Annotated in this window: 20 protein-coding genes; 10 read left to right on the plus strand and 10 right to left on the minus strand. The window is 56.7% G+C overall.

Features of this window, described 5'->3' with window-relative positions; translation table 11 throughout:
* The first annotated feature begins 26 nt into the window (after positions 1–26).
* The 4 genes from KCQ76_RS05680 to KCQ76_RS05695 all read left to right on the plus strand — a co-directional run bounded on the left by KCQ76_RS05680 (position 27) and on the right by KCQ76_RS05695 (position 2,865).
* Positions 27–257, plus strand: a complete 231-nt coding sequence (locus KCQ76_RS05680; RefSeq protein ID WP_046203369.1) for a hypothetical protein — start codon at positions 27–29, stop codon at positions 255–257.
* Positions 254–892 carry an SDR family oxidoreductase gene (locus KCQ76_RS05685; protein WP_046203370.1) on the plus strand — a complete coding sequence of 213 codons (639 nt, stop codon included), beginning with the start codon at positions 254–256 and terminating at the stop codon, positions 890–892. The genes KCQ76_RS05680 and KCQ76_RS05685 overlap by 4 nt, the downstream gene beginning before the upstream one ends.
* 97 nt (positions 893–989) lie before the next feature.
* Positions 990–1,892: an alpha/beta hydrolase gene (locus tag KCQ76_RS05690; RefSeq protein ID WP_046205325.1), complete on the plus strand. Its 903-nt coding sequence runs from the start codon at positions 990–992 to the stop codon at positions 1,890–1,892.
* A gap of 58 nt (positions 1,893–1,950) precedes the next feature.
* Complete coding sequence (locus tag KCQ76_RS05695) at positions 1,951–2,865, plus strand: alpha/beta hydrolase (protein ID WP_046203372.1); 915 nt, start codon at positions 1,951–1,953, stop codon at positions 2,863–2,865.
* A gap of 51 nt (positions 2,866–2,916) precedes the next feature.
* Here KCQ76_RS05695 and KCQ76_RS05700 read toward each other — a convergent pair whose 3' ends face one another.
* Together KCQ76_RS05700 and KCQ76_RS05705 are read right to left on the minus strand one after the other, a co-directional pair.
* Positions 2,917–3,618, minus strand: a complete 702-nt coding sequence (locus KCQ76_RS05700) for a hypothetical protein (protein ID WP_102215126.1) — start codon at positions 3,616–3,618, stop codon at positions 2,917–2,919.
* Positions 3,609–3,875 (minus strand): hypothetical protein, encoded by a 267-nt coding sequence (locus KCQ76_RS05705; RefSeq protein WP_046203374.1) that lies wholly within the window; start codon positions 3,873–3,875, stop codon positions 3,609–3,611. Before KCQ76_RS05705 ends, KCQ76_RS05700 begins: the two co-directional genes overlap by 10 nt.
* A 202-nt stretch (positions 3,876–4,077) precedes the next feature.
* Between KCQ76_RS05705 and KCQ76_RS05710 the strand changes: the two genes are divergently transcribed.
* From KCQ76_RS05710 to KCQ76_RS05730, 5 genes are all read left to right on the plus strand, one after another.
* Positions 4,078–5,352: an esterase-like activity of phytase family protein gene (locus KCQ76_RS05710; RefSeq protein ID WP_046203409.1), complete on the plus strand. Its 1,275-nt coding sequence runs from the start codon at positions 4,078–4,080 to the stop codon at positions 5,350–5,352.
* Positions 5,353–5,583: 231 nt separating this feature from the next.
* Entirely contained in the window at positions 5,584–6,207 is a 624-nt protein-coding gene (locus KCQ76_RS05715) for a DJ-1/PfpI family protein (RefSeq protein WP_046203375.1), read from the plus strand.
* Positions 6,208–6,327: 120 nt separating this feature from the next.
* A complete protein-coding gene (locus tag KCQ76_RS05720; protein ID WP_046203376.1) occupies positions 6,328–6,564 on the plus strand; it encodes a hypothetical protein in 237 nt (78 codons plus the stop codon).
* A 205-nt stretch (positions 6,565–6,769) separates the two neighbouring features.
* Positions 6,770–8,203: a decaprenylphosphoryl-beta-D-ribose oxidase gene (locus KCQ76_RS05725; protein WP_046203377.1), complete on the plus strand. Its 1,434-nt coding sequence runs from the start codon at positions 6,770–6,772 to the stop codon at positions 8,201–8,203.
* Between the two features lie 77 nt (positions 8,204–8,280).
* Positions 8,281–9,042, plus strand: coding sequence for a decaprenylphospho-beta-D-erythro-pentofuranosid-2-ulose 2-reductase (locus tag KCQ76_RS05730; RefSeq protein ID WP_046203378.1), 762 nt, complete (start codon positions 8,281–8,283; stop codon positions 9,040–9,042).
* Positions 9,043–9,142: 100 nt separating this feature from the next.
* Here KCQ76_RS05730 and KCQ76_RS05735 read toward each other — a convergent pair whose 3' ends face one another.
* From KCQ76_RS05735 to KCQ76_RS05760, 6 genes are all read right to left on the minus strand, one after another.
* Positions 9,143–10,798, minus strand: coding sequence for an alpha-keto acid decarboxylase family protein (locus tag KCQ76_RS05735; RefSeq protein WP_046203379.1), 1,656 nt, complete (start codon positions 10,796–10,798; stop codon positions 9,143–9,145).
* Between the two features lie 187 nt (positions 10,799–10,985).
* Complete coding sequence (locus KCQ76_RS05740; RefSeq protein ID WP_046203380.1) at positions 10,986–11,807, minus strand: PspA/IM30 family protein; 822 nt, start codon at positions 11,805–11,807, stop codon at positions 10,986–10,988.
* 541 nt (positions 11,808–12,348) lie between these two features.
* A complete protein-coding gene (gene trxA, locus KCQ76_RS05745) occupies positions 12,349–12,723 on the minus strand; it encodes a thioredoxin (RefSeq protein ID WP_046203381.1) in 375 nt (124 codons plus the stop codon).
* Between the two features lie 226 nt (positions 12,724–12,949).
* Positions 12,950–13,861, minus strand: a complete 912-nt coding sequence (locus tag KCQ76_RS05750) for an ABC transporter ATP-binding protein (protein WP_046203382.1) — start codon at positions 13,859–13,861, stop codon at positions 12,950–12,952.
* The gene (locus KCQ76_RS05755; RefSeq protein WP_221914813.1) at positions 13,858–14,565 is read right to left on the minus strand and encodes a hypothetical protein; all 708 of its coding nucleotides are present in this window, start codon (positions 14,563–14,565) and stop codon (positions 13,858–13,860) included. Before KCQ76_RS05755 ends, KCQ76_RS05750 begins: the two co-directional genes overlap by 4 nt.
* Positions 14,566–14,611: 46 nt before the next feature.
* Complete coding sequence (locus KCQ76_RS05760) at positions 14,612–14,878, minus strand: hypothetical protein (RefSeq protein WP_046203385.1); 267 nt, start codon at positions 14,876–14,878, stop codon at positions 14,612–14,614.
* 376 nt (positions 14,879–15,254) lie between these two features.
* Between KCQ76_RS05760 and KCQ76_RS05765 the strand changes: the two genes are divergently transcribed.
* Positions 15,255–15,455, plus strand: coding sequence for a heavy-metal-associated domain-containing protein (locus tag KCQ76_RS05765; RefSeq protein WP_046203386.1), 201 nt, complete (start codon positions 15,255–15,257; stop codon positions 15,453–15,455).
* Positions 15,456–15,532: 77 nt separating this feature from the next.
* Here KCQ76_RS05765 and KCQ76_RS05770 read toward each other — a convergent pair whose 3' ends face one another.
* Both KCQ76_RS05770 and KCQ76_RS05775 read right to left on the minus strand, forming a co-directional pair.
* On the minus strand, positions 15,533–15,871 hold the full coding sequence (locus tag KCQ76_RS05770) for a fluoride efflux transporter FluC (protein WP_046203387.1): 339 nt from the start codon (positions 15,869–15,871) through the stop codon (positions 15,533–15,535).
* Positions 15,868–16,332, minus strand: coding sequence for a fluoride efflux transporter FluC (locus KCQ76_RS05775; protein WP_082090003.1), 465 nt, complete (start codon positions 16,330–16,332; stop codon positions 15,868–15,870). Before KCQ76_RS05775 ends, KCQ76_RS05770 begins: the two co-directional genes overlap by 4 nt.
* Positions 16,333–16,338: the final 6 nt, after the last annotated feature.

The following is a 16,338-nucleotide window of genomic DNA, read 5'->3' on the forward strand; positions in this document are numbered from 1 at the left end:
AGGAGCCCACTCCGTAGCCATAGGTTATGGGTACTCCCCAACAGCTCCCCTGCGACGACGAAACCCCAGTCATCGGCGCTCCCCGTATGGTGGAGGGTCAACGGCTGGGGTTGATGGAGTTAAAGATACGGCTCTTCGAACAGGCACTGACAACCCCTGGATGGCATGGGGAACCGTCGATACTCTCGGACATGTTGACGTTAATAGTCAGCGTTGTTATGTCACAACAAAGCAAGACAACAAAGGAGTTAGCATGACCAACGTTATCGTTCTAGGCGCCAGCGGCCAGATCGCCCGCCACGCCATCCCCATGATCGCAAACCAGGCCGGCCACGGGGACAGCCTCACACTGTTTGCCCGCAATGCTTCCAAAGTCGATGCGCCCGACGGGGCCCGCGTCGTCGAAGGTGATGTGCTCGACGCGGACGCTCTCGGTGCAGCGCTCGAGGGGCAGGACATTGTTTATGCCAACCTTGCAGGAAACCTCGACGAGCAGGCACGCGCACTTATCGATGCCATGAAGGCGGCCGGAGTAGCGCGCCTGATTTTCGTCGACGCGCTAGGAATTTACGATGAGCTGCCCGAGAAATTTAACACCTGGAACCGAGAGGCCATCGGCAACGAGGCGTTGACGATTTACCGCCGTGCAGCAGACATTATTGAGGACTCGGACCTGGACTACACGATCGTCCGCCCAGCGTGGCTGACTAATAAGGACGAGACCGATTACGAACTCACCCAACGTGATGAGCAGTTCAAGGGGACCGAGGTGTCACGCAAGGCCGTCGCTGCGTTCATCGCGTCCGTCGTTGCCGACCCAACCGAACACTCGCGCGCCAACGTCGGGATCGACAAGCCGGGTACCGACGGCGACAAGCCTGCCTGGTACTGAGAACCCCTGGTTGAGGATTCCGCTCGTCCATATCGTGGGTGGCGTAAGTCACTACCGGCTCATTTCAAGAAAAGAAGTTTCAAGGAAGGAACCTGTAATGCAGACTGACGTTAAGTTTTCCAGCGGAAACCAAACCATCGCGGGCACGTTGTTCATTCCCGACGACGCGCAGGGTGCAAGTCCCGCGATTGTCATTAGCCACCCATTCGGCAGTGTCCGCCAACAATCACCGATCAATTACGCAACACGGCTATCCAAGGAAGGCTTCGTCACATTAACGTTCGACGCCGCCTACCAGGGAGAAAGCACCGGCGAACCCCGTCAGCTCGAAGACCCCTTCATTCGTGTCGAAAACATCAAGGACGCCGTTAGTTACCTAGCGACGTGTAAGGAGGTCGACGCCGACCGGATTGGTGCTCTCGGCATCTGCGCCTCCGGAGGGTTCGTACCGTTCGCCGCGTCCAGTGATATTCGGATCAAGGCGGTCGCCACTGTCAGCGGGGCCGACCTGGGTGACGTGTACCGGTCCCAGGCTGAGACGCTGCCGAAATTCCTCGAAGCCTCGGTACAAGCTCGCACCGACCGTGCAGCGGGTAAGGACGTCGAAGCACAACCAATGATCCCGATGACCCAGGATCAGGCAAACGAGTACCCCGATCGTTCGATGTACAAGGAAGCCTACGACTACTACCGCACGGACCGTGCCAAGGATGACCGAGCACCGAATACGGTCGATCCGACGAGCTTCGACCGCATTGCTGTGTTCGACGCCTACGGTTTCATCGATCAGATCTCGCCCCGTCCGCTGCTCATGATTGCCGGAAGTGATGCGGACACGCTGCCGTATTCGCAGAACGCGATTGAGAAGGCTCAAGAACCAAAGGAATTGTTCATTATCGACGGCGCGTCACACGTCGACCTCTACGACAAGCCCGACTACGTCGACCCGGCTGTTGCCAAGATGAGCTCCTTCTTTCGCGAGAACCTCGCGGGCAACTAATTATTTAACGAACTGATTCCTCAAGGCGAACTGACCAGCGACCTGTAAAGGAACAAACATGAGCAAAAACATCAATATCAAGACTCTCAACGGTTATGGCACAACACTCTCTGCAGTAATCAACTTCCCTCCAGAGTTCGAGGCCTCACAGACCTATCCCGCCATCGTCGTTTCCCATCCCGGTGGTGGCGTGAAGGAGCAAACCGCAGGCCTCTACGCCAAAAAAGTCGCCGAATACGGATTTGTCACCGTCGTCTACGACGCGTCCTTCCAGGGCGCCAGTTCTGGTGAACCCCGTCAACTGGAGAATCCACATATCAGGACCGAGGATGTCAGCGCTGTCGTCGACTACCTCACCACTCTGGACTACGTCGATAACGAACGAATAGGCGCCATGGGAATTTGCGCCGGCGCTGGTTATACCGCCAACGCCGCGATCAATGACCCGCGGATCAAAGCCGTGGGCACCGTGAGCATGGTTAATATCGGGCAGATGTTCCGCAACGGGTGGGACGGATCGGTTACCGACGCCGAGGCGGCACCGATTCTCGAGCAGGCAGCACAAGCGCGGACCACTGATGCCGCCGGTAAAGACAACGAGTTCCCCCTCGCACCGATGAACGAGGACGATGCTCCCAATGAGGAGCTACGCCAGGCGTGGGAGTACTACCACACCCCGCGTTGCGAGCACCCCAACGCTCCAGGTTGGATGACTACGCGTAGCCTGTCGCAAATCATCACATACGATGCTTTCCACAAGGCCGAGGCTTATCTCACTCAACCGCTGCTGATCGTCGCCGGGAGCGAAGCAGGGTCGAAGTGGATGAGCGATGATCTCTACGAACGAGCCGCCAGCACCGACAAATCCCAACACGTGGTTGACGGCGCAAACCATATGGACCTCTACGACGGTGAGAAAGAAGTAGCTGAGGCCGTCAGTAAGCTCGGGCCATTCTTCAGCGACAGGCTCTAAGTCCCCAGGCTATAAGACCCCGGAGGGAATAGCACCGCAACCAGCGGAAACCTAAGCGCGCGCCCTCAGTGCGCTCAATCTGTCACCGAGGTTGGCGGTGTGCTTATCCTCCTGGAAGCTCAACGCAAAGCAAACAATGCCGACGAGCACCCCATACACTGTCCACGGCCGTGACTCAGTGATGTGCGCGCGGATGAACGCCAGCGCTTTTCTCCTGATGAACCGGGAAAAATAAAACGACCCCACGAAGTAGCCCACCACAGCGCTGATGGCCATACCCAATCGTGCCCAGCCCCACGGGCTTGGGGCTCTATTTTCATCATTTTTCGACGGTGTGGCCTGCGGTGATTCACTTTCCGACGACGAAGTTCCCGGCCCCTCGGCGGTTTCCAACCTCGTGGTCTCAGACGCAGCGGCCTCAAGCGATGTATCTTTTCCTGGGCTGGATAATTCCTTTGCCCCAACCCTCGGAGAATTATTATCCGCGCTTGCCAGATCTTCCGACGACTGTGTCGTCATCCATATCACCGCGAACGCGGATCCTAGTAGCCCGACCTTCGTCGCCACCCGGCGCGGCTTCGACTCGATGCCACCTGAGGCATACCAGCCACCGATCAGGGAAGATACCAATACACGTTCAACAAGGCGGGAAACACCTCGTTCGTCTGGAGGCAGTGCGTTGATACGGTCTCTCGCTTCGTTGAGACGTCGTGTGACTCCGTGGGGAAACTGATCTCTCCTGCTTAGGTGCATGGCACCAAGACTAACAAGGCTTTACTCATTGCCTCTTTTGCTTTTGCACCGGAATAAAGCTGCGCAGTCATCCGACCACCGATAAGCGCAGAGACCTGCCGTGCCACCGCACTAGGGCTCAGGACTTCCAAGCACGCTAAAGCGCCAGTAATAACGTCGTGCAGATCGCTCGCCATCTGTGCAGCAGATGATGCAAAGACTGGTTGCGTCCGGGATGCACGAATAAGTTCGAGCACGACGATAGCTTCTACCGCCACTTTCCTCTCGTACCAAACCAACACCCGGGATGACTCTTCTCTCGGCAGACCCCGCCTGCGTTCGTTTCCACGATGCAATATCGAAAAAGAGTGTGGGGGAAATAAACAACAACTAAACTTCCAGCGAACCTTCCGCAAAATTCTGCAGCGGTATAGCGAGCGACCACCATCACTACGCATGCCACCTGTTTTCATAGTGGGTGTGAAAATACGTACTCGCTCCAATCACAACCGGAAGATCACCCCTCTGATTGCTCCCCCACTTATTCTCACCACGCTCATTACGGGGTCCGCAGCCGCCATCTCAGCAACCCCAACCACCGCAGATTCGGCTGTCCCATCTTCTAGCGCTCCGAGCCCAGGCGCGACAAACCAATCCCGTTATAACGGCATGTTCGACCTCGGCAAGGCGACTCAAGATCCTAGTGTCGGCGGATTATCCGGACTGGCCTCTCTTGCTGATGGTTCCTATCTAGCCATCTCAGATGACAAAGGCGATTATGGTCCCACCCGCGCATACCGATTGAACATCGATAACAGTGGGCAGGCACAAGTCATCGGCCGGGTCGTTTTCACCAACCCAGATGGAAGTGCGTACGATCCTAAGGAATTCGACGCGGAAGAGATCCGCCAATTGCCCAACGGGCACCTGTTGTGGACGACAGAGGGTGGGTCACAAGGTGCAGAGAATCGTTCCCCCCTTGTCATCGAATCCGATAAAACCGGGCGTGAGATTCGCCGTATTCATCCCCCGCAGTACCACGTCCCCAACTATGAAGATGTGCCGGACACTAAAGAAGCTAAAGGCATAAGCCCCAATAAGGGGCCAGAAGGGATGACCATTTCTCCTGATGGAAAAACCTTTTACACGATCAACGAAAACTCTCTGGTGCAGGATGGACCAAGCAATACTCCCCAGTCGGGATCCAAAACGCGACTAACCGTCTACGACACTGCGACGGGGAAGCCCAGCGCGGAATACGTGGTTGACGTAGATCCCACGTATGCCCCCAAAGCCGACCGCGGATATGCTTCCCTGGCTACATCCCCGGATGGAAACCTTTACGCCCTACAACGCGGATATATCCCCAAACAAGGAAACCGCGCAGAGATCTACCGATTAGATGTAAACGGAGCTACCAACGTTCTCGGCCGGGAGCGCCTCACCGGTACCGAAGTAGCAGTCAAGCGCGAGAAAGCCTTCGATTTCGTTGATTCGAAACTCGGTAATAGCGCACATCCGGGTGGCAGAGGCGTTCCGGAGTCTCCCGAAAACGTGGAAGGCATGACCTTCGCAGCCCCGCCAGCAGGAACCTCGGCTACCAATTCCCTGTCCGCTGGCTCCCGTTCCAACGGCCGAGGCACTGGAGTATCTAAAACTCCAGTGGGAAACAATCGTGTTTACCTCATCTCGGACAATAACTTCAGCGATTCGCAACGCACGGTAGTCCATTCCCTGGACATCGCTCCTCGCTAGTGGCCCGCCACCAGCGGATACTCATTCGTGACACTGCTGCTAACACCCGACGATCGTAGGAGATAAACAGCACTCCACGATCTCGCCGCACAGTCTCGCGCAGCATCTCCACTACCTTCGCCGTGGCGATGGGATCGATCATCGCGGTCGGTTCGCCCGGCTCATAACCGATAAAAGGAACGTTCACAGTGAAACCATGACCGCAACTACGAGGTCCTCTATCATAAGTCCATGGCAGAGAACGTGGTTGAAAGGCACCTCGCGGTAATACTTTTCGACGGATTCGAGTTGCTTGATGCGTTCGGCCCTATAGAGTTCTTCAGCGCAATCCCCGATGTAAAAATTGAACTGGTAGCTCAGAGGAGCGGCCCCGTCCGAAGCGCTCAAGGCGTTGAGGTAATTGCGGAATTAGAGTGCGGCGCGCTTAACGATCCAGATATCATTTTGGTCCCCGGAGGTATGGGAACACGGACGTTGGCTCACGACGAATCGTTCTTGTCTTGGCTAACGGATATTGGAAACCGATCGGAGATAGTGGCATCAGTTTGTACGGGATCGGCGCTCTTGGCCGCGGCTGGTCTGCTCGAAGGCCATCGAGCGACGAGCAACAAACTAGCTTTTGAATGGGCGTCCTCATTTGGCGACGATATTTCTTGGGAGTATCAAGCGCGGTGGGTGCACGACGGTTGTCGATGGACATCCTCGGGTGTTGCAGCCGGCATGGATATGGCCGCCACGCTGATTGGACACCTGTTTGGGCGAAAAGTTCAAACGGAAGTAACCAAGCGCATTGAATACCAACCGCAGACCGATAGCACCACCGATCCCTTTGTACGCTTCCAGGGCCCGCGTTAAGCAACCGTTACGCGATTCGACCAGAGCAAAAGCACCGAAAAGACCCCAGCCCAGCGTCGATAATGAAATCCCGGTCACAGCAACGCTGAAATTTCAGCGTCACCCCGTACACTAGGGAACATGTTCGGACGAAAATCAGCGGCTGACAAAGCTGCGGCCGCCACTTATGAAGCTGCGGAACGCACCACAGTCCCGCTGGACGTGCCCATGACGCGGATGATGGCCCAAGAGCTACCTATCTTGGATAGTTCATCACGGCAACGGGTCAATGACCTGCTCAGAGAATATGATGGGCCGCTCATTACCAGCGTGGACATGTTGCCCGAAGAGATACGCGACATCATGAACCTCTACTAAAGCCCGTCTCCCCGGTGTAGGCTCCCATCGAGTCGATACTCGCCTATCACTGCGACAGGCGTACAGCTATGGCGTAGAACTATACGGGTGGTAGCGCGGGAGGCTTCGTGGCCACTCACGGCTCCGATGGTGGCTCCGACGGAGACTCCCACGCTCGTATGATCGCGCACAACCAATCTGACGTACCAAGGAGAAAGAGTTAGAAGTGAGCTCAACCACGACAGATCAACTACCGCTAGAGCACCGTCGTCTCACAGGGTGGGGGCGCACTCAGCCGGCTTCCAGTGAAGTCCTGTCCACACCCGACCTAGACCTGATCGCCCGCGCGGTGCGGGAGGTTGCCGAGCAGAACGAGGGTAAGCCCGACTACCTCAAGCGCGGCGTCATCGCCCGTGGTCTGGGCCGTTCCTACGGCGATCCGGCCCAGAACAGCGGTGGACTTGTTATCGACATGGCTGCGCTCAATGAAATTCACTCCATCGACCCGGACACGGCTATTGCCGACGTCGACGGTGGCGTCACCCTCGACCAACTCATGAAAGCCGCACTGCCTTACGGCCTATGGGTTCCGGTACTCCCCGGCACCCGGCAAGTCACCATCGGCGGTGCCATCGGCCCAGATATCCACGGCAAGAACCACCACTCAGCCGGGTCCTTCGGTAACCACGTCGCCTCCATGGAACTGCTGGTTGCCGATGGCCGCATCCTGCACCTCGAGCCAGAGGGCAGCGCCGATGACCCCGATGGCGAACTCTTCTGGGCAACCGTTGGTGGCATGGGCCTCACCGGCATCATTGTGCGCGCACGCATCGCGATGACTCGCACCGAAACCGCCTACTTCATTGCCGACGGCGACATGACCGCGTCGCTGGACGAAACCATCGAATTCCACTCTGACGGGTCGGAGAAAAACTACACCTACTCCTCGGCCTGGTTCGACGCTATTTCTCCCGAACCGAAGCTGGGCCGTGCCGCTATTTCCCGCGGATCCCTGGCCACCTTGGACCAGTTGAAGGAATACGCCCCCAAGCTGGCGAAAAAGCCGTTGAAGTTCAACGCGCCTCAGTTGATGACCGTCCCGGACATCTTCCCGAACTTCACGATGAACAAGCTGACCATGATGTCCATCGGTGAGCTATGGTGGCTGAAGTCCGGAACGTACCGAAATAAAGTGCAGAACCTGACGCAGTTCTACCAGCCACTTGACCTCATCGGTGAGTGGAACCGCGGGTACGGCTCCAAGGGCTTCCTGCAGTACCAGTTTGTGGTCCCGCGCGAAGCCGTCGACCCATTCAAAGAAATCGTCCGCGACATTCAGCGCTCCGGGCACTACTCCGCCCTCAACGTCTTCAAGCTGTTCGGTGAAGGCAACCGCGCACCTCTCTCCTACCCGATGCCCGGCTGGAACGTCTGCGTCGACTTCCCCATCAAGCCTGGCCTCGGTGAGTTCCTGGACGACCTTGACAAACGAGTCATGGAATTCGGTGGACGCCTCTACCTAGCGAAGGAATCGCGCACTTCGGCCGAAAACTTCCACAAGATGTACCCCGAGATGGACAGCTGGCTGAAAACCCGCAACACCATCGACCCCAGCGGCGTGTTCGCCTCGGACATGTCCCGTCGCCTGGAACTGCACTAATCCAATCCCACCGCACGAATTGCATCACTCCGCCGGGCCCTGTGACGGGCTCGGTACACAGAAAGGGTTCTTTCTTTATGCTTAACGCCGTTGGGCACGCACAATCCATCCTTCTCCTCGGGGGAACGTCGGACATGGGCCTCGCCATCGTCGAGGAATTCCTCTCCCGAGGCTCCGCCTCCGTCACCCTCGCAGCCAGGAAGAACAGCAAAGATCTCCCCGCCGCGATTGACCGGATGAAGAAAGCAGGGGCGTCCGAGGTCCGCACGATCGACTTCGATGCTCTCGACACCAAGTCACACAAGGCCGTCATCGACGAGGCCTTCAGCCACGGCGATATCGACCTCGCCATCGTCGCATTCGGTATCTTGGGCGACCAAGAAGAACTGTGGCAGAACCAAGAAAAAGCTGTTCAAGCTGCAGAGATCAACTACACCGGCTCGGTCTCCGTCGGTGTACTGCTCGGCCAGGCAATGAAAAAGCAGGGCCACGGGCAGATCGTGGCCATCTCGTCCGTCGCCGGTGAGGTCGTCCGACGCTCCAACTTCGTGTACGGCTCCACCAAGGCCGGGTTCGACGGCTTCTACCGCCAGCTGGGCGAGGCGCTGCGTGACAGTGGCGTCCGCGTCCTCGCCGTTCGGCCTGGCCAAGTGCGCACACAGATGACCGAAAACCTTGATGACGCGCCACTGACCGTCAATAAGGAAGACGTCGCGGCGGCCGTCGCGAAAGCTGTCGATGACAACAAGTCCGTGATCTGGGTCCACCCGCTGTTCCGCTACGTCATGATGGCCCTGGCTCACACACCGGCCGCTATCCTGCGGAAACTGCCTATCTAAGGCGCGCTAGCGACGCAGGTCCCGGCGCGAATAGACGCTGGCCTCAGTGCGAATAGCCGCAGGTCCCGGCGCGAATAACCGGGATCGGGCGTCAGTGCGGCTACTTTGAGTTGGCGTCGTTAATGGCCTTCCCGATTTTCTTCAGCAACTTCGGGTAGTCCTTCGGCGCGGTGCACACCTCAATGAGCACCAGCCGATCCTGATTCTCCTGCGCCGTCTCAAAGACGTCATTAAGTTCTGCGCGCGTGGTGGCCTTCAGCGTCACCACTTTATCGTCGGTGCCGCCGAGGGCCTGCGGAATCATCCGCCAATCCCACGCCGTGATGTCGTTGTAGTCGGCGTCCTCGCCGTGAATCGAGCGTTCCACAGCGTAGCCGTCGTTGTTCACCACAATGACGACCCCGTTGACTCCTTCCCGCATCCAGGTGCCTAGCTCCTGGACGGTCAGCTGCGCAGAACCGTCGCCGATAACGAGCACTGGGCGTCGCCCCGGGCAGGCGAGACCGGCGCCCATTGCAGCAGGGAGCGTATATCCGATGGACCCCCACAACGGCTGGCCAATGAAGGTCGTGTCCGCCGGGAAACGCATCTTCGCCAGGCCGAAGAAACTGGTCCCCTGATCAGCAACAACGATGTTTCCCTCAGTCAGCACCCCAGCTAACGTCGGCCATACATCGTCTTGTACCAAGGGCTCATCAGCACCCGCAACCCAGTGGTGCGGCTCCGGTTCTGGAACTGCCCCCGGGGTACGGTCCGCGAAGGACGGAGCAAGCTCAGCAAGTGCGTCCAACGCATCAGCAATGTTCAGCGGAGCAAAGGTTTTATCGCCCACCTTCGCGTAATTAGTGGCGATATCCACACAGCGTGCCGGGTCGATCTTCTGGCTGAAGCTGGCCGTCGTCGTATCGGTAAAGCGAACACCGGCCATAACCAGGCGATCAGCCCCCTCCACAGCTTTGCGAACATCAGGCTCGGAGGCTGCGCCCGCATACACGCCCAAGAAGAACGGGTCTTCCTCATTAACCAGCGTTTTGCCCCACATCAAGGTGGCATGAGGAATACCGGCGCTGAGCAGCCGGTTCAGGTTCTCCGTCGCCCCCATCCGGTGAACCAGGAGATCCGCCAACACCGTCACGTCGCGCCCCTCCAAGAATTCAGAGGCAGCCGCGCGGAACTCCGCCAGAGCACGGTTGGAGGTGTAGGACCGGGCACCGCCCAAAGGAGACGATGGCGGCTCAACCTCGACGCGGGCGACGTCGGTAGGCACCACAATGTATCCGGGCCGCCGATGTGTCTGCACCGCGCGGAGAACGCGATCCACCTCATCGACCGCATCGGCCGGGGTCAGATCAGCGACGGCACACGTCACTTCGCTAGCCATGCGTCGGAAATGGGAAAAGTCACCATCACCAAGGCTGTGGTGCAACAACCGTCGGGACGCCTGCGCATCCTTCGACGGGGCGCCGACAATGTGCACCACCGGAACGTTCTCCGAAAAAGACCCAGCGATCGCGTTGATAGCCGAGAGCTCGCCCACCCCGAATGTGGTGACCAGGGCACCGATGCCATTCATGCGTGCGTAGCCATCGGCCACGTAGCCCGCGTTCAGCTCATTGGCGTTGCCGACCCAATGCAGCGCATCATGCCCCGTAATGTGATCCAGGAATTCCAGGTTGAAATCACCCGGAACCCCAAAAACATCCTTAATGTGCAGTTCAGCTAAGCGATCTGCAATGTAATCAGCAACCGTATACATAGTTCTCCTTCGCAAGGCTCGGTGGAGCCTGCATCGTATGGCGAGGGGTTCATCACGTGTGCTCGACGTGGCAGGTTGGCCACGTGTACACGTGACGACGTCGATGTCGCTGGGTTCGCGACACCCCACCCATACTGTCAGGAAAACGTATTAAACAGGTTGCGGGGAGGTAAAAAATGTCGATGAATCATTTGCCCTGAGTAGTATTCGACCCCCCGGTGTCACCGGAATCGAGCTCACCCTGCCGCGTATCTCCCGCGTCTAAGGAACGGTTACCAGCCTGTCCACCATGTATCTGGGCCCTAATCTCTTCCAACCGAGCCGAAGCCTTGATATCACGACCAGCGGTTTCAATCTCCGCCATGCGGGTATCCACCGAACTCTCCGTGAGCTCCTGCTTACCAAGAGCATCCGCGTAGCGACGCTCGATCTTGTCGCGTACCGAATCCAAGCTAGGAACAGAATCATCCGTGGTACTCAGCGCGTTCATTGACTCAGCAGCTTTTGCGGACTCTTCTTGCATCTTCGTCTGGTTAACCTGCGCCCGTAGCTGATCGATCTGCCCCAACTGCTCCTTCAGATGGGCCTCCGACTTCTTCACCTGGGCCTTAGCCTGCTCCGCGGCCTGAGCATTACTGTGGTGAAGCTGCTTTGTCTCCTCAATCTGCTGTTCGACGCTGACCAGTTGCGATGCCACCACCTCAGCTGTGCTGTTCCACTCGCTCGCCTGCTGGGCATCCCCCTCCTGCGACGCTTTATCCGCAAGCTGCACTGCTTTCTGAGCCTGAGACTGAAGGTTTTCTTGATCCTTAATCAGCCGGTTGAGCTTCATCTCAAGCTGCCGCTGATTTCCCAAGACAGACGACGCTTGCTCCACAACAGCCTGGTGCTGTTTCTTCGCCGCCTCTGTGGCCTGCCGGATCTGCACCATGGGGTCTGCTTTTTCATCGATGGTGCTATCAAATTTAGCCATCGCGTATTTCCACCCTTTTGAAAAGGGGTTAGCCATCACAATCTCCTTAGCGTCTGTCAGCATCGGTCGACCCTACTGTGCGGTTCACGCGCGCTCTGCAGTTCAGGCGTACAGTGCACTATGGACAACATTGATCGCAATCGTAAACAATCCTGAAGCACGTGTCCGTGTCAGATGGCGAGTCCACCACACAATCCATACCGACATTACCCATCGAGCCCAAAACACAGTGAGTTTTAGGCGATATAGCGTCGGCAGGACCGGCATCTCCCCCACAGCCGTGCCAAGGAAGGAATGGAGTACTCATGGACGTTCTGAACAGCATCCTCGCACTTGCCGAGCACCTTCTGGCAATCTCCGGCAACCCCGGACCCGTCATTCCCGACGGCACCACCATCAAGTAGGTAACGACGTCGCGAGTCTGCTCTCGCTGACAAGTCTGCGACTACGAGTAGCTCTGTGACGTGCGAATACGCGCCCCACCGATACACCGACGGTTGGGGCGCGTCGTGCTATGTGCATGATATGTAGCCGGTTGTACATTTACGTCGCTACTCCCCCGATAGCGTCGATGAGGCTACTCCCCCGATTCTTTAGCTTCCTGCTCCGCAATCTGCTTCCGAACCTCATCCATGTCCAGGTTCTTAGTCTGCTCAATGACGTCCTTAACCTGACCAGCAGAATGGACGCCCGCATGACGGTAAACCAAAACGTTGTCCCTAAACACCATGAGCGTCGGGATGGACTGGATACCCAGCGAACCCGCGATCTCCTGGTTGGATTCCGTATCTACCTTGCCAAAAGTCACATCAGGGAACTGCTCAGAGACTTCCTCGAAAATCGGTCCGAACATGCGACAGGGGCCACACCATTCAGCCCAAAAGTCCAGCGCAACAACACCATGAGAGACGGTATCGGTGAAATTATCCTTCGTCACAGTAACTGTAGCCATAAATTCCTTTCACTAAGTTTAAAAAGACGGCGCTCCTGGCCACTTTAACTAGGCCACTTTAAGGGGCCGACGCACACGGTCATCACGCCGTCTACCTGCACTATATGAAGCAGAGACCTTTAGGCGGCCCATCATAGACCAGACAGTCTACAACTGCAGCGGGGATGGGTGCCTTCACATGCGAACGTGGATATTGCGGATACAGAAATGACGAAACCGAGGACACCTATTCATTCAGTTCTAAGTAGATGCTCTCCAATGACCTACTTTCCTTAGTGAGGCCTTCAATCTTGACACCATGCCGAACCGCTACTTCCGCGATCGTCGCTGTGTCTAATCCACTAATAGAAAGTGTATGCCCAGACACACCATCAATATGACCACCATTGGTGACCATGGCACGTTGAGCAGACTCAGTATCCCCTCGGACTGTTAAAAGAACGCTATTCGTCGTTCGCAGCTGGTCAAGTGGCTTTTGAACTATCGTTCGCCCATTTTTAATCATGACCACATAGTCAGAAAAGTGCTGTACCTCATTCAGTAAATGCGATGAAATCAAGGCTGTTCCGCCGGAACTAATATATTCCTTCAACTTATTCTGGAAGGCGATCGAGCCATCTGCGTCCACCCCATTATGCGGTTCGTCCAAAATCACGATCTCAGGATCGTTAAGAAATGCCACCGCGAGGCAGACACGTTGCCTCATACCCAGCGACACTTTCGCAAGCTTACGGTTACGAGCATGAGCGAGACCGTATTCGTCGAGAATGTCGGTGGCTTTCTTCTTAGTATCTGAAATGCCCTTCAATAGCATTTGACTGCGAAGGAAGGTAAGTATCGACACCCGTGTATCTATCCATTCGGGATCAAGAAGATAGCCAATCGATGCCCGGCAGTGATCAATCCCGACGACGTGCTCAGAAGAGTCAGGACGTCCTAGATCGATCGTGACCTTGCCAGAATCGGCATGGGTCAGCCCCGCAATAATCTTCATTATCGTCGATTTACCCGACCCATTTGGCCCCAATAACCCCGTGACCTTGCCCCTCGGCACATCGAACGTCATATTCTCCAAAACCGGGACCCGTTTACCAAACGACTTATTAATCCGGTCAACCGAAATTGCCGACGAACTCATGCCTCATACCTCCACAAACGTGCTGCACCACATGCGACGGCCACGACACACCACAACCCGACTTCAAGCAGACCCCTCGCCGAGGCCGCATTAGCTTGCGTCAGTTTATCCACGGCGAACGGGAGACTGTGATTGAGCAATAGTTCACCCTGGTCGTGGCCCATCGCCATCAAAACTGCGCCTGCCATCGGGAGAATCAGCATGATAATAACGATCACGGAGAATCCCAGGGTTACATTTCGAGCCAGATGAGAGATCCCACCAGTGATCACTCCAATGGCCACCACGCACACCGCCCATGACAGCCCACGGATACATTCCCTAGAGACAGAATCAGTGGTGACGTTAAAACTGGTTACAACAGATAAGGCTATTAAAAGTAAGCCAAAAAATAAGATAAACACTAGCCAAAAAGCCAGGGAAATAATAGCGCAAGTAAGCAGGCTAGCGACATAAGTGCGAGAACGGAAGGGAATGGAAAGAAGGGTGTAGTTTACTGATCCCTTCGTGTAATTACCAGCAATATACAGGGATAATATGAAGGCAACGAAGAAAAAAGCTAGCTCCGAGACATTAGCTAAGCCCCCCGTAAAGCCGATCGGCTTGTTGTTATGTCGCGACACCCCTACGGCTAAGCCGACCGTGGGGATGGCCATCACAACCAGCGAGACTTTCAGCGAAGTGGTGTGTATGAACGTCGTCAATTCGGACTTAATGCCATTGAGTACTAAGCCGGTTTTACTATATGACTCACTCGGTCTCATGTGCCGCCTCTTTCTCCACCCGTTTTTTCTTTTCTATTCCCTGACCCCAAACACCCATTAAACCAAAAAAGCCAGCGAGCGGCATAATAAAGTCCCTAAAGCCATGCAAGCCAACCGTAAACACAATGAAGACGACTACAGCTACATAAGGAACGAGGATAAAAAGCCCCGTCCAGTTGGGAAGATACCGGGGTAATAAATACTGGAGTGCGATGCACGCTACCGCTATGGCGGTGAATATAAGGCCGCCCACTTATTTCTCCCCTCTGCCCTCTGAGTTTCCCGTCGTGGTGCGCTGCGTGGCGTATTTAGCATGGCTCAATAGGGTACCGTTACCTTAACATGAGGGAGCGTCTCTGAGCTCGTCAGATTAACTGAAAAAGCTACCCCAAGCCCACTACAAGGCCTATGCGACGAACGAGCACCCCTAAATACCCCTAAACATGTGCAATATAGAAATTGTCACTAGTGCAAACTAACAACAATAACTAAAGTTTCGTTCCACACGGGGCTATTTCGCGCCCCACGCTATAGCCTATGGAGCACACACCCGCCTGTGAGGCACCAGCTAGCACTGGCCAACCATCAGTGGCCATCAACCCGACAGTACCCCACAAGGAGATACCCCAATGATGAAGAACTACACCATCACCGGCATGAGCTCCAACGAAGGAGCCGCCACCATCAAAAACGCGGTATCTCAGGCACGAGGAGTACAAAACGTCACCATCTACAACGACGGACATATGACCGTCGAAGGTGAAGACTTCGGCGACGCCGACATCAACGAGGCCGTCACTGAAGCTGGATACGCCCTCGAGCCCAAGTAGGCCTCGGCTTCTCCGCGTGGCGTCGTCGATAGCGAAGCGGTCGTGTAAAGGGCCCGGCGCGACTTACGCGATGCGCCTTACCCGGCGATGACCAGCCCAAGCCACGCCGCGAAAACCGCCACCCCCAGCGTCGATAATGCATATATAGCGCCACGGCGAGCGCTACCTTGAGTGACAGCCTCGACAGACGCCGTGGAGAACGTGGTGTATCCGCCCATCATCCCGGTCCCCAGGAAGCCCAACAGCGCTCCCCCGGACAGCCCGGCCACACAGAGGCCGAGGACAAACGAACCGGTCACGTTAATCACAAACGTGGCCCACGGGAATTCCGCCGGCCACCGCTCGCGGATCCACGCATCCACCGCGTACCGCAGGCACGCACCAAGTCCACCGCCAAGCGCCACAAGCACCATCATCGTTGCGCCACCTCACTACGGCCGACGCGTTCCCACCACGCCCCGGCAAACGCCGCGATCGCGCCGCAGATAACGCTGAATAACGCGTAGTACACCGCGAAACTCATGCCCATCAGGGACCCCGTTCCCTGCACACCGGCAGCACCTACCCCGGGGAACCACCGCGCAATGTCCACGGCAAGCGTCGAATAGGTGGTTAAACCGCCACAGAAACCGGTCCCCAGCAGTAATTTCGCGTTCACTCGGCCCAGGCGGGCGAACCGGGCGCCCAAGAAGCCGAGCAGAGCTGCCCCCACCACGTTCACCGCGAACACCCACCACATTGTGGGCACCACGGCGCTCACCACGGGGCTCGAGGTCAGCACATCACGCACCAACGTCCCCACGGCGCCACCAACAAAAACCAGCGCAGCCGACCTGGCAAAGTGCTTCGGCACCACAGGCCTTCTCACACGAGACACGACACG

This window comes from Corynebacterium parakroppenstedtii, assembly GCF_019754935.1.
In the GTDB taxonomy this organism is placed as follows: domain Bacteria; phylum Actinomycetota; class Actinomycetes; order Mycobacteriales; family Mycobacteriaceae; genus Corynebacterium; species Corynebacterium parakroppenstedtii.